A 24,416-nucleotide genomic window follows, 5' to 3' on the forward strand; every position below is an offset into this window, starting at 1 on the left:
CCTCCCCGTCCGGATACCAAAAAATTCATGCTTGTCCAAAAACCCACTTCACAAATGCGTGTATCTAGCGTGAAAGTTCGCTGGGGCATTACGTTGCGTAAACGTATTGCGAGAGAGGATGGATAGCTTGGATGGCAAATAATGCCACATCAGACGACGCATTGCCGGACCAAAGGTTCGATTTTGAGCATGGCGGAGACGATGCTGTGAGCAGCGAGCTTGCTGTGCATCACCACGGCCCTGCGCCCGCTGCAGATCCGGTGGATGAGGCCGAGGGCGAGCATCAGTTTATCGCGCTGCGCGGTGGCGGCACGTTTGTCGCGATTGAAGCGACCAAAGGCGCGCGTCCGATCATCCTCTATGCCGGTCCCGATATGCCGGGCGCTGCACCATCAGAGCTTGCCACTCTAGCCGTACGTCAGCACGCGCCGGGCACTGCGGCGGTTCCGCTGCGCGGTTCCATGATCAATGAAGTGGGTACTGGCATTTCTGGCCCATCCGGCCTGATCGCGCATCGCGGCGGGCAAGATTGGGCGATTGATTTGCGCCTCGTCATGATCGAGCAGCGCGGCGAGCATGAAGTCACCCTGTGCTGCGAAGACACCAACACCGCCGTTGCCGTGTGCCATACGCTCTCGCTCGATCCCAATACTGGCGTGCTTACCAGCAGCACTGAGATTGAGAATCGCGCGGACAGCGAGCTCCAATTGGATTGGGCCGCTGCTTTGTGCCTGCCGCTGGACCAAAGGCTGGAGCGTATTTTCAGCTTCACGGGCCGCTGGTCGGGCGAGTTTGCAATCGAGGAAATCGCCCCTTTCCAGGGCAGCATCGTGCGCGAGAACAAGGCTGGACGGACCAGCCACGATGTCTATCCCGGAGCCTTCGCTGGAACGCCTGCGACCTCCGAAGATAGCGGCCTTGCAGCAGGATTTCACCTGGCATGGAGCGGGAACAGCCGCCTGCGGGTCGACCGCCACAGCGATGGCCGCGCCCTCATACAAATCGGCGAAATGTCCTTCCCCGGTGAAATCAGCCTGGGCCGCGATGATAGCTACCGCACGCCTGATCTGATCGCCGCTTGGTCAAGGCAAGGCTTCAATGACGTGTCGCAGCGTCTGCACGACCACCTTTGCAATGAAGTGCTCGACAAGCGCAGCTTCGCAAAGCCGCGCCCGGTGCATTACAACACTTGGGAAGCGGTCTATTTCGACCATGACGAGGCGACGCTGATCACGCTCGCTGAGCATGCCGCCGCCGTCGGCGCAGAGCGCTATGTGCTCGATGATGGTTGGTTCGGCGGACGCCGCCATGAGGATGCTCGGCCTTGGCGATTGGTGGGTCTCAGACGCGGTCTATCCCGATGGGCTCCACGCCATCGTCAACCGAGTCAAAGAGCTCGGTATGGAATTCGGCCTGTGGTTTGAGCCAGAGATGGTCAATCCAGACAGCGATCTGTTCCGCGCGCACCCCGACTGGGTGCTGGGCGCAGACGGCGTCGATGCGGTCCCGTTCCGCGGTCAATTCACACTCGACCTGACCCGCCGCGAGGTGTTGGACTACCTGTTCGACAAGATCACCAAGCTGGTGACCGAATATGGCATCGCTTACATCAAATGGGACATGAATCGCGACACGAACTATCCGGGCAGCGGCGGCCGGGGCGCGATGCATGCGCAAACACAGGCGGTCTACAAATTGATGGAGAGCCTGCGCGCGGCCCATCCTGATTTGGAGATTGAAAGCTGCTCGTCAGGCGGCGGGCGCGCCGACTTTGGCATCTTGCGCTATTCCGACCGGATCTGGACCTCCGACAACAATGACGCACGCACGCGCCAACACATCATGCGCGGCGGCAGCCATTTCCTGCCTCTGCGGGTGCTGGGCAATCATGTCGGGCCGAAAAAATGCCATATTACGGGTCGCCAGTTTGCCATGCATTTCCGCGTCGCCAGCGCGATCTTCGGCCATATGGGCATGGAGCTGGACCTGCGCGATGAGAGCGAGGCGGACCTCGAAACGCTGAAAGCCGGGATCGCTTTGCACAAAAAGCACCGCGAGCTGATCCATGGCGGGCATTTCCTGCGCCTCAAATCAACCGCGACCACCAATATGATTGGCTGCGTGGCGCGCGATCAGAGCGAGGGTCTGTTTTCCTATGCAAAGCTCGAAAGCGAGCTCAACACGCTGCCCGACCGGATCATGTTCGGCGGGCTTGATCCAGCGCGCCATTACCGGGTGCAAATGGTCTGGCCGCTGGCGAACCCATCGCTCAGCACGCCCTCTATCATTGAGGCGGCCAAACTGCTTGAAGGCGGAACGACATTCTCAGGCGCCGCGTTAATGGGTTACGGGATCCAGCCGCCGCTGACATTCCCCGACACCTGCCTGATCTATCATTTGGAAGCGACCGACTAGAACATGAGCCAGACTGCACAGCACAGCGAAGAGATGCTTGATCTCTTGGTGATTGGCGGCGGCATCAATGGCGCCGGGATTGCCCGCGATGCAGCAGGGCGCGGCCTCAAAGTGTGCCTGGTGGAGAAAGACGACCTCGCCAGCCACACCTCCAGCGCTTCGACCAAGCTGGTCCACGGCGGCCTGCGTTATCTGGAGCATTTGGAATTCCGCTTGGTCCGCGAAAGCCTGATCGAGCGGGAGCGCCTGCTGAAAATCGCGCCGCATATCGTGTGGCCGCTCAGATTTGTATTGCCGCATGACAAGGGCTTGCGCCCCAGCTGGCTGCTGCGGCTCGGCCTGTTCATGTATGACCACATGGGCGGGCGCAAACTGCTGCCCCCGACCCGCACGGTGAACCTGCGCGAGGCTCCGCATGGGAGCTTCCTCGAAGACCGGCTGGTCAAAGGGTTTGAATATTCCGATTGCTGGGTTGAGGATTCGCGCCTGGTCGCGCTCAACTGTGTCGATGCAAAAGAACGCGGTGCGGACATCCGTACCCGCACGGAATGCACCGGCCTTGCCCGCGATGGCCAGCATTGGAACGCGGTCCTTAGCGGCCCCGATGGCGAGGCGCATGTACAGGCCCGCCAAGTGGTGAACGCGGCTGGCCCATGGGTCGACAAAGTGCTGGGCCGGGCAATCCCGCGCGAAAACCATGAGAACCTGCGACTGGTTAAGGGAAGCCATTTGATCTTCCCGAAGCTGTTCGACGGCGATCATTGCTACATCTTTCAAAACAAGGATGACCGGATCATCTTTGCGATCCCCTATGAGCGCGACTTCACTCTGGTTGGCACCACCGACCAGGGCTTTGAGGGCGATCCATCGGGCATCGATATCTCGCCGGAAGAAGCCGAGTACATTTGCGATGCCGCCAATGAATATTTGCGCACGGACATTTCGCCGGATCAGGCCGTGTCCAGCTATGCCGGGGTCCGGCCTCTGTATGACGACAAGGCCGCCAGCAATTCCACGGTGACGCGCGATTATGTGTTTGAGCTGGAAGACACCGATGAAAACGGCGCGAAGGCCGCGCCAATCCTGTCGATCTTTGGCGGCAAGATCACAACCTATCGCAAGCTTGCCGAACACGCGCTGAAACGACTGGGCCAAGGCGACACCAGTTGGACGATTGATGCGCATCTGCCCGGCGGCGAGATTGATCCGATGCGCTTTGATGCCTTTGTGACCGACCTTGCCATGCGCTATCCGTGGCTGCCTAATGGGGCGGCGCTGCGGCTTGCCCGCGCCTACGGAACGCGGGCCGAGGCGCTGATTGGCGGCGCGCAAGGCCTCAATGACATGGGCGCGCATTTGGGCGGCGATCTGTTTGCGCGCGAGCTTGAATATCTGATCGAACACGAATTCGTGCGCAGCGCCGATGATGCTCTGTGGCGGCGCAGCAAGCTGGGCCTTCACCTCAGCAAGGAAGAGCGCGCGCGCGTGAAGGATTGGTTCGAAGGTGAGCATGCGTCCGCGAAAGCTGCCGCGCTATGAGCGAGAACATAGCGCTAGACCGCGAGATTGGCGGCAAGACTGTCTATCGCAGGGAGCATCGCAAGGCCGATGGGCGATTGCTGCAATTGTACGGCCACACGCCGCACGAACTGGCGCTGCAATCCGAAAGCGCAGACCCAATCGCGCAAGGCGGCGAGATCCGTCACCATCCCATGCGGGACGAATGGAACGTCTATGCCGCGCACCGGCAGAACCGCACCTTCAAGCCTGCGGCCTCCGATGACCCCCTCGCCCCAACCCGCGTGGGCGGCCCGGAAACAGAAATCCCGTTTGAAGATTTCGAACTCGCGGTGTTTGAAAACAAATTTGCCGCCTTTCACCCCAGTGCCTCTGATGCGAGCGCGATTGCTGGGATCGCGGCTGAACCGGCCAAGGGCGCATGCGAAGTGGTGGTCTATTCACCCAAGGCCAGCGGCAGTCTGCACACCATCGGCCAAGACCGCCGGCGCGTCCTGATCACCGCTCTGCTCGACCGCTATCAGGCGATGTTTGATGCGGGCTGCGAATATGTGCTGCCGTTTGAAAACCGCGGCGATGAAGTCGGCGTGACTTTGCACCACCCGCATGGCCAGATTTACGGGTTTCAGCGCGTGCCCGAGATACAGCAGCGGGCAATAGACGCCTTTGCGGGCGGCTATGACCTCGCCGCCGAGATACAGGCCGCCATGCCGGATTACGGCTTGGGCGAGAAAGACGGGATCGCCGCCTTCGTGCCGCGCTTCGCCCGCTTCCCCTATGAGGCATGGATCGCGCCCACTGCGCGCCGCGCTGGCCCATGGGAATGCAGCGATGCCGAGCTGGACGCCGTTGCCTATTGGCTTGGCGAGATGACGCGCCGCTATGACGTTTTGTTTGACGGGCCTGCGGCGACCATGATGGCGTTTCACGCCGCGCCCAAATCGGGCAGCGAAGGCTATCACTTCACCGTGCAATTCTACCCGCTGCTGCGCGCCAAGGGCCGGGTCAAATATCTCGCCTCGGTTGAACAACACACCGGGACATTCACCGTCGATGTGATGCCCGAAAGCGCGGTCGAGGCACTGCGTAAGGTGGGGGCAAATGACTGATTTTACTGCGCACGCGCCGGGCCGCGTGAACCTGATCGGGGAGCACACCGATTACAATGGCGGCATGGTGCTGCCCGCCGCACTCTCCATCGGCCTGGACGTGACGCTCGCGCCGCGCGATGACGACACGGTCGCGGTCAGCTCTGGCGATTATGAAGCGCCGGAAATCCGCAATCTGTCCGATGATGCGGTGGGCGAATGGTCCGACCCCTGCGTCGGCGCGATCCGGGTCGCCAATGATCTGGGCCTGCTGAGCGGCGGCGTGACACTGGAGGTTCAATCGACCATTCCAGAGGGCTCTGGTCTTTCCTCCAGCGCGGCTCTGATCGTCTCGATCCTCAAAGCCGCGCGCGCCGCTGGCGGGGGCACGCAAAGCGATGTTGAATTGGCCGTGGCAGCGCGCCGGGTTGAGAACGAATATATGGGCGTTCCCTGCGGTATTATGGACCAGATGGCGGTCGCGCTCGCCACCCCCGGAACCGCCATGGCGCTCGACACCAAGCATCTCGAATACGATCTCGTCACCCTGCCCGACAGCCACGAGATGGTGGTCATCCACTCTGGCCTAACCCGCAAGCTGACCGATGGCCGCTACGCTGCGCGCAAAGTCGAATGCGACGCCGCCAAAGCGCATTTCGGCACCAATGATCTGTGCCTCTTGCAGGTCGAGCAAATCGAGCAGGCGGAACTGGACCCGGTCGTCAAGCGCCGCGCCATGCACTGCGCGACTGAGCAGGCGCGCGTCTGGTCCGCGATTGATGCGCTAAAGGCGGGCGATATTGCCGCGCTGGGCCAAGCGATGAATGAGAGCCATGTTTCAATGCGCGATCTGTTCGAAATGTCCCTGCCAGAGATCGATGCTCTGGTCGCGAGCGCACAAGAGCTGGGCGCGGCAGGGTCGCGGCTGACAGGCGGGGGCTTTGGCGGTTGCATCGTCGCCTGCGTTGCAAAGGACACCCGCGAGGCTTGGCTGGAACAATTGCTCGCGCGCCATCCGCAGGCGCGCTTTATCGACGCGGTCGGGGCTTAACTCAGCCCGCGACAGCCACCGCAATTGACCGGTACTGATCCATCACCCAGCCGACCGCCGGGCCAATGGTGTTTTCCAGCACGCCCCATTGCGGCGCAAACCACGTCAGCGCGACCAGGCCAAAGAACAGCAGCATTCCAAACGGCCGCAGCTTCGCATAGTATTTGACCAGCTTGCGCGGCAGCAATCCCTCGACAATGTGCGAGCCATCAAATGGCGGGATCGGGAGCAGGTTGAACACACCCAGAAACACATTGATTAGGATGAAATACCCCAGACCCTGCACCAACATGCCGGGATCATCGGGGTTTGAGGACGGGTCCATATTGCCCGCGGCTATGCCCAAGGCTATCGCGCCCAACAGAGCGAGCACAAAATTCGTCCCCGGACCCGCCGCCGCCACGGCCATCATGCCAAAGCGCGGATTGTTCAAACGCCATGGTTGAACCGGCACCGGCTTGGCCCAGCCAAACACGGGCGCGCCCGCCAGAGCCAGCGCTCCCGGCACCAGTAAAGTGCCAACCGGATCAACATGGCGGATCGGGTTGAGGCTCAGCCGCTTTTGCTCCTGCGCGGTCGGATCGCCGAGCAGTTTTGCGGCATATCCATGCGCGACCTCGTGAAAAACAATCGCGACAATCAGGCACGGGATCAGGATGAGGGCAAGGGAAAGTGTCTCGGACATCTGTGATAGGTAGGCGCGCGGGGCCTAACCCGCCAGAGCTTCGCTGAAATGCTTGCGGCACAGCGCGAGATAGCGATCGTTTCCGCCGATCTCGGTTTGCGCGCCTTCCTTAACTGCTTTGCCGCTTTCATCGACGCGCAGGTTCATCGTCGCTTTGCGCCCGCAATGGCACACCGCCTTTTGCTCGATCAGCGCATCGGCAATGCCCAGCAGCGCCGCTGAGCCGGGGAACAATTCGCCCTGAAAATCCGTGCGCAGTCCGTAACACAGCACCGGAATGCCATGCACATCGGCCAGCTGCGCCAACTGCCACACTTGGTCCTTCGTCAAGAATTGCGCCTCGTCCAGCAGCACGCAATCAATCGGTGCCTCTGCATGATCATCGAGCACGAAGCGCTCAATGTCCGTCGCAGGATCGAACCGGCGCGCATCGCTGGATAGGCCAATCCGGCTGCTGATCGCGCCAAATCCGGGCCGGTCATCAATCGCCGCCGTCCACAGGCACACCCGCATCCCCTGCTCGCGGTAGTTGAACGCGGTTTGCAAGAGCGTGGTGCTCTTGCCCGCATTCATGCTCGCAAAATAGAAATAGAGCTTAGCCATGGCGGCGCAGCCTAAGCCAGCGTTCGCATTTGGGCCAGCCGGGAACATGTGACCATACACAGGCTTTACTTGTGTGCAGACCCATTCACAGGGCAGACAGGCATCAGACGCAATGTTAGCGTCACGTCTAGACACACAGCATGAGTTGAGGGGCTTTATCCTATGGCAAGCGCAGCGCCGACACCCGATCAGAGCCAAGGCATGGGCGGGATTTTGGGCTGGATTGAACGCAGCGGCAATAAGCTGCCCGATCCGGTGTTCCTGTTCTTCTGGCTGATCGCGATCCTCGTGCTGATCTCTGTGATTGCCAGCGCGGTGGACCTATCCGCAGCGCACCCGACAGAGATTGATCCGGAAACTGGCAATGCGCGGATCATCACCGCCGCCAGCCTGTTCAGCGCGGAAAATATCCTGCGTTTGTGGGTGGATATGCCCAAAACCTTCACGCACTTTCACCCGCTGGGCTATGTTCTGGTGGTGATGCTGGGCGCGGGCGTGGCCGAGCGGGCTGGCCTGTTTGGCACCGCAATGCGCGCAGGCGTTCGCAATGCGCCAAAGGCTCTGCTGACCCCGATTGTTGTGCTGGTCGGGATGCTCGGCAACCTCGCCGCAGACGCGGCATATGTGGTACTGATCCCACTGGCGGGTATCATCTTCCACGCCGCTGGCAGGCACCCGGTGGCCGGGATCGCCGCGACATTTGCGGGCGTTTCTGGCGGTTTTTCAGCGAACCTCTTTCCGGGGCAACTCGATGCCCTGCTGTTCGGTATTACAGAGGCGGCGGTTGAGACCGTATTCGGCGATTACACCGCGAACATCGCGGGCAATTGGTATTTCATCGCGGCGATGACATTCGTCTTTCTGCCGGTGATCTGGTTTGTGACCGACAAGGTGATTGAGCCGCGCCTGGGCACGTGGAACCCCGCCAATGCGGGCCGTCCAGCTGAAGACGAGCAAGGCGACAAGCCGCTGACTGACGGCGAGCGCGCTGGCCTGCGTTACGCTGGCCTTGCCGTGCTGGGCGTGATCGCGCTGTGGCTCGGTTTTACCTTTGGCCCCGGCACGCCTCTGATTGATGAGACCGCATCGCCAGAGGCTCAGCTCAATCCGTTCTATCAGAGCCTCGTCGGCGGCTTCTTCCTGCTCTTTCTGCTCGCTGCATGGGCCTATGGTAAGGGCGCAGGGACGATCACCAATCACCGCGACCTCGTGAAGATGATGTCCGGTTCGATGGAGGACCTCGCCTATTACCTCGTGCTCGCTTTTGCGGCCGCGCATTTTGTTGCGATGTTCAGCTGGTCGAACCTCGGCCTGATCTTGGCCGTTCAAGGAGCGGATTTCCTCGGCTCAACCGGATTGCCAGCCTGGGCGCTGCTCACCGCGATCATTCTGGTCTCTGGCCTGCTCAACCTGTTCGTTGGCTCCGCAAGCGCGAAATGGGCGCTGCTCTCGCCAGTCATGGTGCCGATGCTGATGCTGCTCGGTATCTCGCCTGAGATGGCGACGGCGGCCTACCGCGTGGGTGACGGGGCGACCAATATCATCACCCCGCTGATGGTCTATTTCCCGCTCATTCTGATCTTCTGCCAGCGCTGGGATAAGGGCTTTGGCATTGGCAGTCTGGCGGCGATCATGCTGCCGTTCTCGATCGGATTGATGGTCTCTGGCCTTGCGCTCACGATCGGCTGGGTCGTGCTCGATCTGCCGCTTGGGCCGGGCGCGAGCGTGTTCATCGATATCCCGACAGCGGCCAATGCAGGCGGGGGATAGGGCCTCAAATTTTCTCAAAGTGAAACTTTTCGCAGGGCTAGCGCGAACATCTTACCATAGGAGAGTTTATGTCACGCCTACCTCAGTCCCTGACCGGCAAGTTCAAAATCGTCGCCGTCCCGATGCTCGCAGCATTGCTGCTAGGCAATGCATCGCAGACCTACACGCTCGACACTAAGGCGAGCTCAATTGCTGCGAAGGTGCCGTTCCTTGGCATTGGCAGCCGCACGGCGACCTTCAACTCGATCAGCGGCGCGGTCACCTTCGTCCCCGATCGCCCGCGCGATGCGACAGTCGATGTGACGATCAACACGCAGGACATCAAAGCGTCGGATTCGGTGACGCTGAAGCGGCTGCGCTCTGAAAAGTTCTTCTGGGTCAATAAGTATCCAACCGCGCGCTTTCGCGGCTCTAACCTCGTCATGACCAGCGGGCGCACTGGCAAGATCACCGGCACGCTGACCGCGCGCGGCGTGACCCGCGATGAAACTCTGTTTGTCACCTTTGATCAGCCGCCAGCCAGCAATGTCGGCAAGGCGATAAACCTCACCGGGACGATGAAGATCAATCGGAAAAACTACGGTATGACATCGTTCAATTTGATCGTCGGCAAGACTGTGACGATCAGCCTGAAGGCGAAGATGATCCCGCGCTAGGCCCGGCTGAGGCAGCGCGTTCACCCTTCAAATTCAAAACCGTTGCCGATGGTGCTCAGCGTCGTCTGGGTGCCCTTTGGTACGTCGCTCCAGACCCAATTGGCCGCATCATCTTCGATGTTGCCTGACGCATCATTGCGCTTGCCAGTGAGGTAATTGACGCTGGTCTGGCGCATTTCGCCAGTGTTGCGCCGCACATGTGTATACTCAAACCCGATTAGCGCCATGGCTTTACCGTCCCAGCGAAACTGAAACTGGCGGTTCGACATGCTCCAGCTGCCCGCGTTTGCGAAGAATGCGATGTGGAGATGCAGCGAACCGCCCTCGATCCGCATATCTTCATAAGGGTCGCTGATCGTTGGGCGGTCGTGATCAGGGATAATCGCATTGCCCTTGGCGACTAGCCGATATTGCCCTGGGTAATCTTGCAGAATGACAAGCACGATCCGCGGATTGGCATCGTAAAAATCCATGCCAAAGCCATCGAGATTTCTCCGCATTTTGGCCGGGTCATTTTCCTGAATGATCAGCACGCTGTCGGTGCGGCCATCACCGTCGAGATCGCCCTCTGCCTTGTCGAACAATCGCCAGCCGCGCGGAACGAAGTTGATATCGCGATAGGAGGTTTCACTCTCCCAAACGGGCATGGACACTCCAGGCTCAGCCTGAGCGCCTGCAGGCGCATCAGTCGCCCCGCCAGCCAGCGCCGCCGCCGCCAGAATGGAAATCATGGTGCGCCGTCCTCTTCGCCATCATCAGCCAGATCACGCGCCACCTTGGGATCGCGCAGCAGACTCTCAATCCGGTCTGCCTCATCGAAGCTCTCATCGGCCCGAAACTTCAGCTTCGGCGCGAATTTCAGCCCCAGCCTTTTGGCGACCTCACGCTGAAGAAAGGCGGTGTTCTGCCGCAAAGCCTTCACCACCTCGTCCTCTTCAGAGCCGAGCAGCGGTTTCACGTAAACGGTCGCATTGCGCAGGTCCGGCGTCATGCGAACTTCTGTCACCGCGATGTTAGAGGCGCTCACCACATCATCATGCACTTCGCCCCGCGCCAGCAATTCCGACAGGATGTGGCGCACCCGCTCGCCCACTTTCAGGACGCGGACCGATTGCTGTTCAGCGGTGAATTGTTGGCGAGCCATCGGCTTAATCCATCTTTGAAATTATGTTCTTGAGGGAGTTCATGTTGCGCGCTGTGCCGCGACAATCAAGCCGCCGCTCAAGAAATTTGCTGGAAAGGTCAGACACGCCGACCCCGTGGACATAGTCGAGATAGAGCACGCGGTCCCCCAGCGCGAGCCGCTCGCTGCCCTTTGAACTGTGCTCCTGCTTCAGCGCTTCAAAGCGGGTTTGGTCAGGCTTCTGACTGAGAAATATCGAATGCACCATCTTGTCAGAGCCATGCTCTGGCCCGGTGCCGTGGAACGGATTGTCCTCAACGGCTGATTGCACCTCCGCCTTGGTGCGCACCATGACGCAGCTCTTAAAGCCGAACTGATCGGCGAGAATGCGCTCAAGATGCGCCTCTATCTCCACCGGCGCGCGGTCATCGGACAGGATCAAATTGCCGCTCGCCGCGACGGTGACGAGGTCTTTGAGGCCTTCTTTCGCAAAGGCAGCCTTCAGATCGACCATCTTCACCCGGTTGCCGCCGATATTGATGCTGCCTAGCAGAGCGAGAAGGCGCGCCATCAGAAGCCTTCGGGAATATCGGTTGGCAAGGCAGTGGAAGTGGCCCGGGTCAGCAGATTACCCGCCTCATCGAAGAGCTCGCCCTCGAGGAAAGCGACCCGGCGGCCATGCTTGACCACGCGGCCCTTCGCGATGATTGGCGCGAGCGGAACCATCGACACGAAGGTCAGGTTCATATCGAGATTGAGTGGGAGTTTTGTGCCGTGCTCGCTGCCCTCTGTGACCGCCAGCAAAGCGCCGCCCATCACCTCATCAAGGAAACCTGCGATCAGCCCGCCCTGCACCGCGCCCCTTGGCGAGGCGAAGCTTGGCGGCGGGGTGAAGCGCGTGGTCAGCTCGCCTTTGTCGGCATCGAACGAGACGAACTCGCTCCCCATCAGCTCAGCCGATGGGGAGCGCTTGGATTCGTAAATCTTGCCCATTCGCCTGCGTCAGACGCTGATCACAGCGTCCGTTCACGCTCCTCAACCTCGAAGACTTCGAGGCTGTCGCCCGGTTGGATGTCGTTCGTATCTTCCAGAACCACACCGCATTCGAGGCCAGAGCGCACTTCGTCGACATCGTCTTTGAAGCGGCGCAGCGACGCGATGGTGGTCGCCGAAACGATGACATCCTCGCGGGTAAGACGCGCGTGCAGGCCTTTGCGAATGGAGCCTTCGGTGACGAGCAGACCCGCCGCCTTGTCCTTCTTGCCGGACTTGAAGACTTCTTGAACATCCGCGCGGCCAACAACGTGCTCGATCTTTTCCGGACCAAGCTCGCCGGCCATTTCCTTCGCGATTTCGTCGGTCAGATGATAGATCACATCGTAATACATCATCCGCACGCCTTCGCGCTTCACCAGGTCGCGCGCTTTCGCATTCGGACGCACGTTAAAGCCGAGGATCGGCGCGTTTGACGCCGCCGCCAAGGTCACATCGCTTTCCGTGATCGCGCCAACGCCAGCGTGCAGCACGCGGACCTTGATGAGATCATTGGACAGGTTGTGCAGCGCGGTATTGATCGCCTCAACCGAGCCCTGAACATCAGCCTTCACCAGAACGGGGAATTCGACCACGTCAGAGGCAAGGTTGTTGAACATCGTGTCAAAGTTGGTCGGGGCGAGCGCGGTGCGCTGCTCCGTCTTCTTCTCACGGCGATATTCGGCCACTTCGCGGGCGCGCTGTTCGTTTTCGACAACGGTCAGAACGTCACCAGCCGATGGCACACCGCCCAGGCCAAGCACTTCGATCGGGAAGCTTGGTCCTGCTTCCTTGATCTGCTTACCCTTGTCATTGACGAGCGCGCGGACACGTCCGCTCTCGGTGCCAACCACAAAGGTGTCGCCGCGTTTCAGAGTGCCGCGCGTCACCAGCACAGTGGCAACCGGGCCGCGGCCCTTATCCAGCTTGGCCTCAACCACGGTCGCATCGGCATGGCGGTCTGGCCGTGCTTTAAGCTCCAGCAGTTCCGCCTGCAAAGTGATCGCCTCGATCAGATCATCAAGCCCGGTTCCCTTGGTTGCGGAAACTTCCACATCCTGCACATCGCCCGACATCTTCTCCACGATCACTTCGTGTTCGAGCAGACGGGTGCGGACATTGTCGGCATTGCCTTCTGGCTTATCGATCTTGTTGATCGCCACGATCATCGGCACGCTTAGCCGCTTTCGTGTGCTTAATCGCCTCAATGGTTTGCGGCATAATGCCATCATCGGCAGCCACCACCAGCACCACAATATCGGTCACATTCGCGCCGCGTTGACGCATTTCGGTGAATGCGGCGTGGCCCGGTGTATCGAGGAAGGTGATCTTCTGCTTGTTCTTGGTCTCGATCTGATAGGCGCCGATGTGCTGGGTAATCCCGCCAGCTTCGCCTTTGGTCACATCGGTCCCGCGCAAAGCATCGAGCAGTGAGGTCTTACCGTGATCGACGTGGCCCATAATGGTCACGACCGGCGGACGCTCTTTCAGCGTCTCTTCGGGATCTTTGTCTTCCTCAGCGACAATATCGATATCGGCTTCAGAGACCTTCTCGATATTATGGCCAAACTGCTCCACGAGCAGCTCGGCAGTGTCCTGGTCGATCGTCTGATTGACGGTGACCATCATGTCGAGATTGAACAGCTCTTTGACGAGGTCCGCGCCCTTCTCGCCCATCCGTTTGGCGAGTTCGCCAACGGTGATCGCCTCTGGCACGATAACGTCGCGAACTTGCTTCTCACGCGGCTTGGACGGTCCGCCTTGAGCGCGGCGTTCTTTCTCACGCGCACGCTTGAGCGCGGCGAGTGAACGCGCGCGGCGACCCTCGTCCTCGTTCAGCGCTTTGGTAACAGTGAGCTTGCCCGAACGGCGCTTGTCTGCACCGGGCGAGCTGCGCTTGTCCTCGCGGCCCTTTTTCTTTTCGGGACGCTTCGGCTCGGGCCGCGCAACCGGGGTAAACTTGCGCCCGCTTGGCGCAGATGCTGCTTCCTTCTTGGCTGCTGGCGCTTCAGCGGCGGCCGCAGCAGGTGCTTCGGCCTCAGCGGTGGCTGCCTGCTCAGCGGCTTTCGCATCGGCGGCGGCTTGCTTTTCAGCTTCCTCGTCAGCTTTGCGATTGTCTTCAGCGCGCTTCTTCTCGTCTTCAGCGGCCTTCTTCGCTTTCTGATCGTCACGCTTGCGCGCGTCTTCGGCGAGCTGGAGGCGCTGTTCTTCTGCCTCGCGCTCAAGCCGCTTTACGCGCTCTTGAGGAGTTTCTGATGGCGCGGCCTTCTTCGCAGGCGCTTTCTTCGGCTCAGGCGCCGGGGCTTCCGCGACCGGTTCTGGCGCAGGAGCGGGCGCGGGTGCAGCCTCTGGCGGCGGGGTTTCACCCGGCTTCAAGAGCTTGCGGCGGCGCTTAACCTCAACCGCCACCTTATTGGTGCGGCCGTGGCTGAAGGTCTGTTTGACCTCACCGTCACCAGCGCGGCCGTTTGAGGCCAAGTGGTTTACGGGTCCGTTTGTTGTTGTCGTCGTCGCTCATGCTAGCTCGTTAGTCCTTCGTGTATTCTTCTATGTCGTTCGGGCGCGGCTGATCCGCCCCGTCCGTCGATCGTTTTGTGCTGCCGCCGCAGCCAGCCATGACAGCCCCCGAAAACGCCATGAGCCGGGATAGTGCCCGCCTCATGCGATCCGCCCCGCTTGCTCCGCGAAGAGCAAGATGAACGACATTCTCGCGGCCCAATGCCACAGACAGAGCCGCGCGGTCCAGTGGCAAGACCTCGCCGCGCTCTCCGGTTCCCTCTGCCTCGCGCCCAACGCGCCAGGCCTGATCCAATTTCTTGCGCCCGTCTTCGCTGCTGTCGCTGGCGTGCAGCAACATGTGCAGCGTGCCTGCGCGCGCTTGGTCCTCAATCCGTCCAGAGCCGAGCACCAATTGCCCTGCGCGCAGCTCCAATCCCAAACGGTCCATCAGTGATTTGCGCAGTGCAGATTCGATCTGCTGCGGCAAATCGTCGCTGTAGGAAAGTTTGACGCCCTTAAATCCGCGCGCCAGCGCCCCTTTAAGCTGGCCATTGGCCATAGCCGCTTCAAGTGCCGCCTTGTCCAGCGTGATCCACGCTCCGCGTCCCGGCGCCTTGGCCGATGGATCGGGCAAAACGTCACCATCGGGCGAAATCGCCAGCCTCAGCAACTCATCTTGACCAGCATGATCGCCGGTCAGGATACAGCGGCGCTCTGGCGCTTCCTTGCCCTTATTCGCATTGCGGCGGCGGTTCTTGGACTTGCCTGACCCTCCGCCCCGGTGGCCAGATTTGCTCTCCGGCTTGGATGCGGACTTGGCGTAGCCTTCTTGGGAGCCAGAAGCGATGTTCTGACCCTCGCTGGCTTTCCCGCCAGCATCAACGATGTCGGACGCTACGCGCTCATTTGTCGGAGTCCGCATTCGCGGCCTCCTGTGTTGTCGCTTCGGTTGCAGCGTCTGCTGCCCCGTCTTCGTCTTCAAACCAGTGCGCACGCGCAGCCATGATGATCTCGTTGCCCTGCTCTTCGCTCAGGCCAAACTCACCCAGCACGCCGCCTTTGTCTTCCTGACGCTGAGGCGGACGCCGCGTTGGCGGACCATCAGCATTGTTGCGGCGGCGCGGTGCTTCGCGCTTCTTGGCGATCAGCTCGTCAGTTGCGAGGTCGGCCAGATCATCGAGCGTCTTGATGCCGCCCTTGCCCAGCACAACCAGCATCGCCTCGGAGAGGTGCGGCATATCAGCCAGCGCATCTTCGACGCCCAGCTCGCGGCGGACCGCGCGGTGTGCTTCTTCCTGACGCTCCAGCGCTTCTTTCGCGCGGTTTTGCAGCTCTTCGCCGAGCTCTTCGTCAAAGCCTTCAATCGCGGCCAGCTCTTCCAGCGGCACATATGCGACCTCTTCGAGCTCCGCAAAGCCCTCTGCAACCAGCAGCTGCGACAGGGTCTCGTCAACGTCGAGCTCTTCTTCGAACATCTTGGAGCGCTCAGCGAATTCTTTCGAACGCTTCTCGCTTGCCTCTTCCTCAGTCATGATGTCGATCTGGTGACCGGTCAGCTGACTGGCGAGACGCACGTTTTGGCCGCGGCGACCAATCGCCAGGCTCAATTGATCGTCAGGCACAACGACTTCGATGCGCCCCTCTTCCTCGTCCAGAACAACGCGGGCGACGGTCGCGCGGCTGAAGCGCGTTCACGACGAAGGTCGCAATGTCATCGCTCCATGGAATGATGTCGATCTTCTCGCCCTGCAATTCCTGCACGACGGCCTGAACGCGGCTACCCTTCATACCAACACAGGCACCGACCGGATCGATCGAGCTGTCGTGGCTGATCACGCCGATCTTCGCGCGGCTGCCTGGATCGCGTGCAGCGGCTTTGATCTCGATGATGCCGTCGTAAATCTCTGGCACTTCCTGCGCGAACAGCTTGCGCATAAAATCAGGCGCGCTGCGGCTGAGGAAGATTTGCGGGCCGCGATTGTTGCGCTCCACCTTGGTGATCAGCGCGCGCACGCGCTCACCAGTACGGGCGGCTTCACGCGGGATTTGCTGATCGCGGCGAATTACGCCTTCGGCGCGGCCCAGGTTCACAATCACATGGCCAAACTCGACCGACTTGATGACGCCGGTGATGACTTCATCAGCGCGGTCTTTGAACTCTTCAAACTGCCGTTCCCGCTCTGCATCGCGGACCTTTTGAAAGATCACCTGCTTGGCGGATTGCGCATCGATGCGGCCCAGATCAACCGGAGGCAGCGGGTCGACGATAAAGTCACCAACGCTCGCGCCCTCTTGCAGCTTTTGGCCCTGGGCCAGATCAACCTGCTTGAAGTAGTCTTCGACCTCTTCAACCACTTCAACAACGCGCCAAAGCGTCAAGTCGCCGGTTTGCGGATCGAGCTTTGCACGGATGTCGTTCTCGGCACCGTAACGGTTGCGAGCGCTTTTCTGGATCGCCTCTTCCATCGCCTCAATGACGATGTTTTTGTCGATCATCTTTTCAGATGCGACCGCATTTGCGATTGCGAGCAATTCAGCCTTGTTGGCGGAAATGGCACTGGCCATCAGTCGTCTGCCTTCTCTTGTTCTAGAATTTCGTCTGCACCACTCGTGTCGAGCGGCTGTGTAGCGGCAATGAGTTCATCTGTCAGGATGAGTTTTGCCGAATGAATTGACCCTCGCGGTACGCGGGTTTCGCCAGCCTTCGCGTCTTCGATGATGACTGTATCACCATCGATCCCGCTTAGCGAGCCGCGAAGCGTGCGCTGGCCGTCAAACCCTTTGACCATGGAAATCTTTGCCTCGTGCCCGGCCCAATTGGCAAAATCCTTGGCCCGGGTCAGTGGGCGGTCAATGCCCGGAGATGACACTTCGAGGTGATAGGCGCCTTCGATCAGAACCTCGCCCGCCTCTTCGCATGCATCCATAGCGCTGGACACTCGGCGGCTGAGCTCAGCGCATTGCTCAATGATCAGCTGCCCAGTGGCCGGGTCTTCAGCCATGATCTGCAGCGCTTCGCCGCCATCACCGGCCTCTGACGGCATCATCTTTACGCGCACCAGCTCAAACCCGAGCGCAGCGGCTTCAGGTTCGATTACTTCATAAAGGCGCGCCAGATCGGCCATCGTAACTCCGTAAAGACACCGCGCGATAGACAAACCCGTTTGGGTCCGGCCCCCGGAGGCGCCAAACTCAGACTGTCTCGACAATGTCGTGATGAGCGCTAACTAAGCGCGTTCGATCCGCTTGGCAAGAGCCTTATGCGCAGGAGAATGCGCCTCCGCGAGAGAATGCAGCAGCGCCCTAATGATCGCCATTCACCCAGGCCCGCACCGCCTCACGCAGATCGCGCTTTTCCTGCTCTTCAATCTGTTCACCGAACCAGCGCATTTGGATCACCAGCTCATCGCTCAAAGGTGCCTCAAACTCTAGGCCATTGCGGCCATTTTCGCACCGGACTGCGGAGGCGAATTGATCGAGCGTGTGGACTTGAAGCAATGCCCCTTCACCTAAGTCGAGTGGCTTCTTTAGAGCAATTTTTGCCCCTGTTCGTGACACATCAAGCAAGACGCAGCGCTGGGTCGAATAGAGCGAAATAAGCCGAGCCGGAATCGCCAATCGCAAACGCGCAGCCCCGCGCCGACCGGTTTTGACGAACGGATCGAAATGGGAGGCTGAGCCTGGTTTGGATAGCGCATGCCGCACGGTGGGCACGCTTCTAGAGGGCAATGGTCGCTGCAGCTTGAAGCGCGGCCTAAGGGTTATTGGCTAGGTCGAAGATGCGAGGCCGCGAGGCTCAGGACAAGCGCGTCAAGGGGCAATAGCAGGCGCCTGACGTTGCCTAGGCATTGCCCGCATCGCCTCCCAACACACCCTTGATGTCTGGCATTTGGCCATAGTCTTGGCGCTGGCCGTCAGTGAAGAACGCCTCCCACACGAGGCCATCAGGGTCGCGGGTCCAGGTCTTATAGGAATGCGCGTAGCAGCACTGCGTCTCGCCCTCTTCGAACGTGTCAGCGCCAGAGGCCTCGATATTGCGATAGATGTCCTGCAATTCCTCATCATTCGAAGCCTGCAGACCGACATGGGCAATGCCAACTTCGCCGCATTCTGGCTCTATCGAGATATTCACGAAGGGATCATCGAGCATCCACTTTTTATAAGCGGGCTCATCTACGCTCGGCTGAGCGCCGAACAGCTTGGTGTAGAACTGGGTCGATGCCTCAAGGTCGCTGACCCGCAAATTCATGTGCAACCGCTTCATGCCCGCTCTCCTTCATTGATTAAACTGGCGATGGCTGCGCCAGAGCCTTCTTCGGCGCAGCAATTTTCAAGCAAATAGGCCATCAGGCTGCGCATCGTTTCAAACCGCACAGTGTAGATGATCGAGCGTCCTTCACGGCGCTCGGCAACTAGCCCGGCTTGCTTTAGGTTGGTGAGATGAAACGAGAGCGAGCTCGCCAAGCACGCCCACCCGTTTCGCAATCGCGCCAGCGGCGAGACCCGTGCTGCCCGCCGTGACAAGCTCGCGGAAAACAGCAAGGCGGCTCGGTTGAGCGAGGGCAGCGAGTATTTCAACGGCTGCATCCGGTGTTGGGGTGTTTATCATTTCCATATTTCTAGAATTATGGAAATGATTCTGATTTGTCAAGCCATGCGCTGCGCTGGCTCAGCTCACTAACCGTCGGCCTGCTCTTCCATCAGGCCATGCTTTTTGATGCAATGGCGCAGCTGGTCATAGGATAGGCCCAGCGCTTTGGCGGTTTGCCGCTGGTTCCAGCGATGCTTGCCCAGCGCATGCTCCACAATCGTGCGCTCATGCTGATCCACGGCAAGGCGCAGGTCATCAATATTGTCGATTTCGCTCGGCGCGGAAGGTGCGGCATCGCCAGCAGTTGGCGCTGCACCGCGCCCTGCCCCGGCGGCCGAGCTGTCATCGCGCCGATGCGGCGGCGCGGCCGGTTTCCACGGGCTGTCGAATGGGTCGAACTGCACGTGAGAGATTGGCGTCTCGACATCGTCCCAGCGGTACACCCCCCGCTCCACCACATTGCGCAATTCACGCACATTACCCGGCCAGGCATAGTTTTCCATCTCGCGCATGACGTGCTCGGAAAAACCGGGCCAGCCATGCCAATCCAGCTCTGCCGCCATCCGCCGCCCAAAATATTCGGCCAGAACAGCGATATCGCCATCGCGCACCCTGAGCGGCGGCAGAGTGATCACTTCAAAGCTAAGGCGGTCGAGCAAATCGGCGCGAAAATCTCCGGTTTTGGCCAGATGCGGCAAATCATCATTGGTTGCCGCCACGATCCGCACATCAACCCGCACAGGGCGCGAAGCGCCAATCCGCGTGACCTCACCATATTCGACCGCGCGCAGCAGGCGTTCTTGCGCGCCCATCGACAAAGTGCCCAGTTCGTCGAGAAATAGAGTGCCCTTGTCGGCTTCTTCAAACCTTCCGGCGCGCGCTTTGGTAGCGCCTGTGAACGCGCCCGCCTCGTGGCCGAACAATTCTGCTTCGATCAGGGTTTCGGGCAAAGCGGCGCAGTTCATGGTGACCAGCGGCTCACCCCAGCGAGAGGACAGGCGGTGCAGACGCTCCGCAATCAGCTCCTTGCCGGTTCCGCGTTCGCCAATGACCAAAACGGGCTGGCTCATCGGGGCGGCACGACTGGCCCGCTCGACCGCATCGAGGAATGCCCCAGATTGCCCTATAAACTGATTTTCCCGTTCCACGTGCCAACGTATAGTGAAAATTCCCAATGATTGGCAATAGCCACCATTAACAAATTTTGGGATGCGCCTAATTCAAATATATATCAGTGACTTACGCACTTTGGCACACCGCTTGCTATTACATGAACAACACCGTGACCCAGTCACAAACGACACAGACCGAAGGAAACGATCTCATGTACAACCGCAGCTTCTTCCAGAGCAAATTGGGCCAAGCAGCGCTTGCAAGCATCGCCGCAATGACCGCGCTGATCGCGCTGTCCACGCAGATGCAGGCTGATCCTTTGATGGCCGCTGCGCCTTATGCCAGCACGCATTTGATCGAAATCGCATGAACCGCCCAAGCAAGTCTTCTCTAGGGCCGGAGCGCTCAAACGACATTGGCAGTCCCCCCAATGCGGATACCCCTGCAGATGCCCTGGCACCTGCGAGCGACACTCCGGCCCACCCCGCTTCGCCAAAATTGGGTGAAATTCCGCCCGGCAATCGGGTATCACGGCTTGATGCTGAGATTCAGCGCTTGCGCACAGGGCCCGACACTGGGCAAACATACGGGACAGACAACAATACGAGCGCGTCAACCAAACGCGACAATTCGTTTTTAGATGGAGTAGCCTTCATGGGCATTTTCAGCCGCACCCGCGATATCATCGCAGCCAATTTTAATGACATGCTGGATCAGGCGGATGATCCGTCAAAAATGATCCGCATGATTATCCTCGAAATGGAGGAGACATTGGTCGAAGTGCGGGCAAGCGCGGCGCGCACCATTGCGGATCAGAAAGAAATGAACCGCCACGTCATCAAGCTGGAACGGCTTGAGGCGGATTGGGGCGAGAAAGCTCAACTGGCGCTGTCGAAAGATCGCGAAGACCTGGCCCGCGCCGCTCTGGTAGAGAAGAAAAAGGCGGCCGATATGGGCGGCCAGCTGCGGGCAGAGATCGGCGTGCTGGATGATGCCTTGCGCGCTTATGAAGAAGACATTCAAAAGCTGCAGCATCGGCTGCGTGAGGCGCGCAGTCGCCAGACGCAAATCGCCGCCCGCCTCGAAAGCGCGGAAAACCGCGTGAAACTGCGCACGCTGATGAGCAGCGAACGCACTGACGAGGCGCTGTCGAAATTCGACCAGATGGAACGCCGGGTTGATTACGCTGAAGGCCGCGCAGAGGCGCTGAGCATTGCTGATCAGAACGGCACACCATCGCTATCCGATGAGATTGCCGCGCTCGAAGGAGCGGATGCGATCGACGATGAGCTTGAACAAATGAAGAAAGCGCTTGGCAAAGATAGCGCCAAGAAAGGGAGCTAAGACCGATGGAAGAAATCATCGTTATTCCAGCCATTTTCATCGGGCTACCGTGGGTCATCCTGCACTACGTGACGAAGTGGAAAACAGCGGCGACCATCACGACTGACGACGAAGTTCTGCTCGAAGAATTGTATTCCCTCGCCAAACGCTTGGATGAGCGGATGGACACGGTTGAGCGCCTAGTTGCAACCGATGATGCTACCTTTGAGCCCAAGCGCCTGCTCCACAATCAAGAAACTGACAACCAGCAACTCCGCGAACTTGATCGCATGATGGCTGAGAAGAAAGGAACCCCGCAGTGAACTCCCCCGCACAACTCTCTATCGCGATAAGCACAATGCAAAGCTGATGGGCGTCTGCTCAGGGATTGCAGATTACACCGGGACAAATGTCTTCTGGGTTCGGATCGGCTTCGTGGCGTTGACCCTTGCTGGTTTGGCTAAGCGTAACAATCCCAGGTTATTTCATTGCCGGATTGTTGCTGAACAAGAAGCCGCCACATCTCTATGTTGACCAGGAAGAGCAGAAGTACTGGCAGGGCGTGCGACAAAGCCCGAAGCGGACCGCCCGCGAAATCCGCGCCAAATTCCGCGATGTTGATCGCCGCCTCGCCGCTGTCGAGACGCATTACGTCACCAGCAACACCAGCCTGACGGCTGAAATCGAGAGCCTGCGCTAAGCCACCGCCAAGCGCCTGAGCCAACAAGGAGGATAACTTGCCCGGTGAACTGATACCGATCATCGCCATCATATTCGGCTGCACCATTCCGATGGTCGCGATTTGGGCGAAACACAAAGAGAAGGTCGCAGCGATGCAGGTCAACACGACCGCCGCCGCGACCGCTGAAAAGGCCGCGCAATATTCAAGCCAGGTGCAAAAACTGGAAGACCGCGTCCAAGTGCTGGAGCGCATTGTGACCGACCGCGGCTATGATGTGGCCACTCAAATCGAGGCGCTGCGCGATGTCCGCGACGTCGAACAATCCGATAGCGGCGTGCCGCTGAATGTGAGCAATCAGGAGAAAGTATAATGGACTGGGGTGGGCCTGGATTTGTTATCACGATCATTGCCGTTTCGTATGGCGCGTGGCTGATCAACAATTGGATCCGCGCGAAGCATGGCTATGAGCTAGAGGACGAATGGGGCGGCAAGTCGAAGAAGACTGACACCGCCGAGACCAAGCGTCTGCGCGCTGAAAACAGCGAACTGAATGAGAAGCTCGACCTGATGCAGGATCGCATGATCGTGCTGGAAAAAATCGTGACCGACCGCGGCTATACTCTTTCCGACGAAATCGAAGCGCTGCGCGATACGCCCAGCAAAACCACTAGCGACAGCGGCGTACCGCTCGATATCAAGTCGCAGGAGAAAGCCTGATGGGCGATCTGTTTGAGTTCTTGCTCGTCGCGGTTCCAATCTCCGCCGTTCTTGGCGGAGGGTTCTACGCGGTGCGGCACAAGATCAACTCTTTGCGGATTGCGCTCGCTAAGGAAAGCGGAGCCAATCAGACCGCAAAGATCGCGACTGAAAAGTCGGCTCTGGAAGACAGAGTTCGCGTGCTCGAACGGATCATTACGGACCGAGGATACACTCTGTCTGAGGAAATTGAGGCGCTGCGAGATGCGCCAAGCATAGCGGCCCGCGACAATGGCGTGCAGCTTAATATGAACACAAACACGAAAGCCTAAGACCATGGACGCAGCAGCGATTATTGTTCCCCACCTCCCTTGGGTAATTGGCGCAGGCCTTGCGATCGGCGCGGCCGGAGTGTTTGGCTGGATCCACACCACCCGACTAAAGATCAAGCATGGCTACCCGCTGGAAGGGATGTGGGGCCAAAGCCTAAAGCCAGGAACCGGCGAAGAGGCCAAGCAGCGCATCAGCCTATTAACTCAGGAAAATGCCGAGCTACGCGCTGAGCTGGGCGCAGTCAAAGATCGGCTGATCAATGTCGAGCGGATCGTGACCGATGGCGGCTACGCGCTCGGCAGCGAGATTGACGCTCTGCGGGAACGGGCACTCGAAGATCGCACGGACAAAGGCAACGCATAATGCACCCCTTGTTTATCATCTTTGGCTTTATCCTGATCATCGCCTGCATAGGGCTTGGCGCTGGATTGGTGTTCCACAAGCGGGACATCGAATACAAAGAGCGCAAGAACGCCCTCAACCGCGCGCACAGCAGCAGCGGCAGTGTCGAGCAGGCTGAGACAATCGCCAAGTTAGAAGACCGGGTGAGAGTGCTGGAACGGCTCGCGACGGATCGCGGCCATCTGCTCGCCGACGAGATCGAGCAATTGCGCGAACTGCCAAGCTCTGCCGTATCGAAGGAGAATGCGTAATGGGCGGCTGGGTCCTGATCGCCATCGTCGCAATCGTGGTTTGGGGTGTGTTGCAGTTTAACAAGCAGCACAACCGCCATGTCGAGATCGACAGTGAAGACCGCGATGCCTTGCTCGAGGCTCAGCGTGAACGCGATGAGCTGCGCGAGCGGGTGCAAGTGCTCGAACGCATTGTCACCGATGAAAACACGCCAGATGCCAAGAAAACCCAGCAGCTGGCCCATGAAATTGAAAACCTGCGCCTGAGCGAGAATAAGCCGCGCACTAAGACTACGGAGGATATGAGCGAATGATCGATGCAGTTTTCGACCCCTACCTCGTCATTGCCGGAGCCTGCCTTGTGGGTCTTTGCGTGGTCGCCTTTGCCCTGCTGAAAGGCTGGCAGGGATGGCTGGAGCTGAAGCGTTCTGAGCTGGACCAGCTAGAGCAACTGGGCACGGGCCCGCGCGAAGTGGAAGGCAATGCCTCCATCGGCGCCGCCCGGATTGAAATGGCTGACCTTAAAGAGCGCATCAAGAAACTTGAGGCGATTGCGAACGGAGTGGAGCTCTAAGCTCCCTCCCCAACCACGCCCGCGCGCTTTAA

General features: G+C 59.6%; 29 protein-coding genes and 3 pseudogenes. 18 read left to right on the plus strand and 14 right to left on the minus strand.

Annotated features, from left to right (window positions below; all coding sequences use genetic code 11):
• The first annotated feature begins 131 nt into the window (after nt 1-131).
• From AC0V6U_RS08895 to galK, 5 genes are read left to right on the plus strand one after another with little or no spacing between them, the layout of a single operon-like run.
• Entirely contained in the window at nt 132-1,424 is a 1,293-nt protein-coding gene (locus AC0V6U_RS08895) for a glycoside hydrolase family 36 N-terminal domain-containing protein (protein WP_472642815.1), read from the plus strand.
• Nucleotides 1,315-2,415, plus strand: coding sequence for an alpha-galactosidase (locus AC0V6U_RS08900; protein WP_472642816.1), 1,101 nt, complete (start codon nt 1,315-1,317; stop codon nt 2,413-2,415). Before AC0V6U_RS08895 ends, AC0V6U_RS08900 begins: the two co-directional genes overlap by 110 nt.
• A gap of 3 nt (nt 2,416-2,418) precedes the next feature.
• Nucleotides 2,419-3,954, plus strand: coding sequence for a glycerol-3-phosphate dehydrogenase (gene glpD, locus AC0V6U_RS08905; protein ID WP_472642817.1), 1,536 nt, complete (start codon nt 2,419-2,421; stop codon nt 3,952-3,954).
• On the plus strand, nt 3,951-5,042 hold the full coding sequence (locus AC0V6U_RS08910; RefSeq protein ID WP_472642818.1) for a galactose-1-phosphate uridylyltransferase: 1,092 nt from the start codon (nt 3,951-3,953) through the stop codon (nt 5,040-5,042). Before glpD ends, AC0V6U_RS08910 begins: the two co-directional genes overlap by 4 nt.
• Entirely contained in the window at nt 5,035-6,072 is a 1,038-nt protein-coding gene (galK, locus tag AC0V6U_RS08915) for a galactokinase (RefSeq protein WP_472642819.1), read from the plus strand. The genes AC0V6U_RS08910 and galK overlap by 8 nt, the downstream gene beginning before the upstream one ends.
• A 1-nt stretch (nt 6,073) precedes the next feature.
• On the opposite strand, the gene AC0V6U_RS08920 is transcribed toward galK, so the two are convergent.
• Together AC0V6U_RS08920 and AC0V6U_RS08925 are read right to left on the minus strand one after the other, a co-directional pair.
• The gene (locus AC0V6U_RS08920; RefSeq protein ID WP_472642820.1) at nt 6,074-6,757 is read right to left on the minus strand and encodes a site-2 protease family protein; all 684 of its coding nucleotides are present in this window, start codon (nt 6,755-6,757) and stop codon (nt 6,074-6,076) included.
• 24 nt (nt 6,758-6,781) lie between these two features.
• Nucleotides 6,782-7,360 carry a thymidine kinase gene (locus AC0V6U_RS08925; RefSeq protein WP_472642821.1) on the minus strand — a complete coding sequence of 193 codons (579 nt, stop codon included), beginning with the start codon at nt 7,358-7,360 and terminating at the stop codon, nt 6,782-6,784.
• 162 nt (nt 7,361-7,522) lie between these two features.
• On the opposite strand from AC0V6U_RS08925, the gene AC0V6U_RS08930 reads away from it, so the two are divergent.
• Nucleotides 7,523-9,130 (plus strand): AbgT family transporter, encoded by a 1,608-nt coding sequence (locus tag AC0V6U_RS08930; RefSeq protein ID WP_472642822.1) that lies wholly within the window; start codon nt 7,523-7,525, stop codon nt 9,128-9,130.
• A gap of 68 nt (nt 9,131-9,198) precedes the next feature.
• On the plus strand, nt 9,199-9,786 hold the full coding sequence (locus AC0V6U_RS08935) for a YceI family protein (protein ID WP_472642823.1): 588 nt from the start codon (nt 9,199-9,201) through the stop codon (nt 9,784-9,786).
• 20 nt (nt 9,787-9,806) lie between these two features.
• Here the strand turns inward: AC0V6U_RS08935 and AC0V6U_RS08940 are convergent, their stop codons facing one another.
• From AC0V6U_RS08940 to pspF, 12 genes and pseudogenes are all read right to left on the minus strand, one after another.
• Nucleotides 9,807-10,517 (minus strand): hypothetical protein, encoded by a 711-nt coding sequence (locus AC0V6U_RS08940; RefSeq protein ID WP_472642824.1) that lies wholly within the window; start codon nt 10,515-10,517, stop codon nt 9,807-9,809.
• Nucleotides 10,514-10,930: a 30S ribosome-binding factor RbfA gene (rbfA, locus tag AC0V6U_RS08945; RefSeq protein WP_472642825.1), complete on the minus strand. Its 417-nt coding sequence runs from the start codon at nt 10,928-10,930 to the stop codon at nt 10,514-10,516. The genes AC0V6U_RS08940 and rbfA overlap by 4 nt, the downstream gene beginning before the upstream one ends.
• A 4-nt stretch (nt 10,931-10,934) precedes the next feature.
• The gene (locus tag AC0V6U_RS08950; RefSeq protein WP_472642826.1) at nt 10,935-11,480 is read right to left on the minus strand and encodes a DUF1697 domain-containing protein; all 546 of its coding nucleotides are present in this window, start codon (nt 11,478-11,480) and stop codon (nt 10,935-10,937) included.
• On the minus strand, nt 11,480-11,902 hold the full coding sequence (locus tag AC0V6U_RS08955) for a PaaI family thioesterase (RefSeq protein WP_472642827.1): 423 nt from the start codon (nt 11,900-11,902) through the stop codon (nt 11,480-11,482). Before AC0V6U_RS08955 ends, AC0V6U_RS08950 begins: the two co-directional genes overlap by 1 nt.
• A 20-nt stretch (nt 11,903-11,922) precedes the next feature.
• Nucleotides 11,923-14,459 (minus strand): annotated as a pseudogene (infB, locus tag AC0V6U_RS08960) (translation initiation factor IF-2).
• Nucleotides 14,460-14,468: 9 nt separating this feature from the next.
• On the minus strand, nt 14,469-15,362 hold the full coding sequence (locus AC0V6U_RS08965) for a DUF448 domain-containing protein (protein ID WP_472642828.1): 894 nt from the start codon (nt 15,360-15,362) through the stop codon (nt 14,469-14,471).
• Nucleotides 15,343-17,005: pseudogene (gene nusA / locus AC0V6U_RS08970) on the minus strand (transcription termination factor NusA). The gene AC0V6U_RS08965 and the pseudogene nusA overlap by 20 nt, the downstream one beginning before the upstream one ends.
• A complete protein-coding gene (gene rimP, locus AC0V6U_RS08975) occupies nt 17,005-17,565 on the minus strand; it encodes a ribosome maturation protein RimP (RefSeq protein ID WP_472642829.1) in 561 nt (186 codons plus the stop codon). Before rimP ends, nusA begins: the two are co-directional and overlap by 1 nt.
• A 178-nt stretch (nt 17,566-17,743) precedes the next feature.
• Complete coding sequence (locus AC0V6U_RS08980) at nt 17,744-18,145, minus strand: PilZ domain-containing protein (RefSeq protein ID WP_486169439.1); 402 nt, start codon at nt 18,143-18,145, stop codon at nt 17,744-17,746.
• 136 nt (nt 18,146-18,281) lie between these two features.
• Complete coding sequence (locus AC0V6U_RS08985) at nt 18,282-18,704, minus strand: VOC family protein (protein ID WP_472642831.1); 423 nt, start codon at nt 18,702-18,704, stop codon at nt 18,282-18,284.
• Nucleotides 18,701-18,904 (minus strand): ArsR/SmtB family transcription factor, encoded by a 204-nt coding sequence (locus AC0V6U_RS08990; RefSeq protein ID WP_472642832.1) that lies wholly within the window; start codon nt 18,902-18,904, stop codon nt 18,701-18,703. The genes AC0V6U_RS08985 and AC0V6U_RS08990 overlap by 4 nt, the downstream gene beginning before the upstream one ends.
• Nucleotides 18,905-19,117: 213 nt before the next feature.
• Nucleotides 19,118-20,179, minus strand: coding sequence for a phage shock protein operon transcriptional activator (pspF, locus tag AC0V6U_RS08995; protein ID WP_472642833.1), 1,062 nt, complete (start codon nt 20,177-20,179; stop codon nt 19,118-19,120).
• Between the two features lie 86 nt (nt 20,180-20,265).
• Here pspF and AC0V6U_RS09000 point away from each other — a divergent pair, with 86 nt between their 5' ends.
• From AC0V6U_RS09000 to AC0V6U_RS09050, 11 genes and pseudogenes are all read left to right on the plus strand, one after another.
• On the plus strand, nt 20,266-20,514 hold the full coding sequence (locus AC0V6U_RS09000; protein WP_486169440.1) for a hypothetical protein: 249 nt from the start codon (nt 20,266-20,268) through the stop codon (nt 20,512-20,514).
• Nucleotides 20,511-21,488 carry a phage shock protein PspA gene (pspA, locus tag AC0V6U_RS09005; RefSeq protein ID WP_472642835.1) on the plus strand — a complete coding sequence of 326 codons (978 nt, stop codon included), beginning with the start codon at nt 20,511-20,513 and terminating at the stop codon, nt 21,486-21,488. The genes AC0V6U_RS09000 and pspA overlap by 4 nt, the downstream gene beginning before the upstream one ends.
• 5 nt (nt 21,489-21,493) lie before the next feature.
• Nucleotides 21,494-21,790, plus strand: coding sequence for an envelope stress response membrane protein PspB (gene pspB / locus AC0V6U_RS09010; RefSeq protein WP_472642836.1), 297 nt, complete (start codon nt 21,494-21,496; stop codon nt 21,788-21,790).
• Between the two features lie 46 nt (nt 21,791-21,836).
• Nucleotides 21,837-22,167: pseudogene (gene pspC, locus AC0V6U_RS09015) on the plus strand (envelope stress response membrane protein PspC).
• Nucleotides 22,168-22,258: 91 nt separating this feature from the next.
• The gene (locus AC0V6U_RS09020; protein WP_472645740.1) at nt 22,259-22,519 is read left to right on the plus strand and encodes a hypothetical protein; all 261 of its coding nucleotides are present in this window, start codon (nt 22,259-22,261) and stop codon (nt 22,517-22,519) included.
• A complete protein-coding gene (locus AC0V6U_RS09025) occupies nt 22,519-22,866 on the plus strand; it encodes a hypothetical protein (protein ID WP_472642837.1) in 348 nt (115 codons plus the stop codon). The genes AC0V6U_RS09020 and AC0V6U_RS09025 overlap by 1 nt, the downstream gene beginning before the upstream one ends.
• Nucleotides 22,866-23,177, plus strand: a complete 312-nt coding sequence (locus AC0V6U_RS09030) for a hypothetical protein (RefSeq protein ID WP_472642838.1) — start codon at nt 22,866-22,868, stop codon at nt 23,175-23,177. Before AC0V6U_RS09025 ends, AC0V6U_RS09030 begins: the two co-directional genes overlap by 1 nt.
• Nucleotides 23,178-23,181: 4 nt before the next feature.
• Nucleotides 23,182-23,541, plus strand: coding sequence for a hypothetical protein (locus tag AC0V6U_RS09035; protein ID WP_472642839.1), 360 nt, complete (start codon nt 23,182-23,184; stop codon nt 23,539-23,541).
• Nucleotides 23,541-23,831, plus strand: a complete 291-nt coding sequence (locus tag AC0V6U_RS09040) for a hypothetical protein (protein WP_472642840.1) — start codon at nt 23,541-23,543, stop codon at nt 23,829-23,831. Before AC0V6U_RS09035 ends, AC0V6U_RS09040 begins: the two co-directional genes overlap by 1 nt.
• A complete protein-coding gene (locus tag AC0V6U_RS09045; protein WP_472642841.1) occupies nt 23,831-24,124 on the plus strand; it encodes a hypothetical protein in 294 nt (97 codons plus the stop codon). The genes AC0V6U_RS09040 and AC0V6U_RS09045 overlap by 1 nt, the downstream gene beginning before the upstream one ends.
• Nucleotides 24,121-24,384, plus strand: a complete 264-nt coding sequence (locus AC0V6U_RS09050) for a hypothetical protein (RefSeq protein WP_472642842.1) — start codon at nt 24,121-24,123, stop codon at nt 24,382-24,384. The genes AC0V6U_RS09045 and AC0V6U_RS09050 overlap by 4 nt, the downstream gene beginning before the upstream one ends.
• The last annotated feature ends 32 nt before the right edge of the window (nt 24,385-24,416 follow it).

It is taken from the genome of Erythrobacter sp. W36, assembly GCF_057364935.1.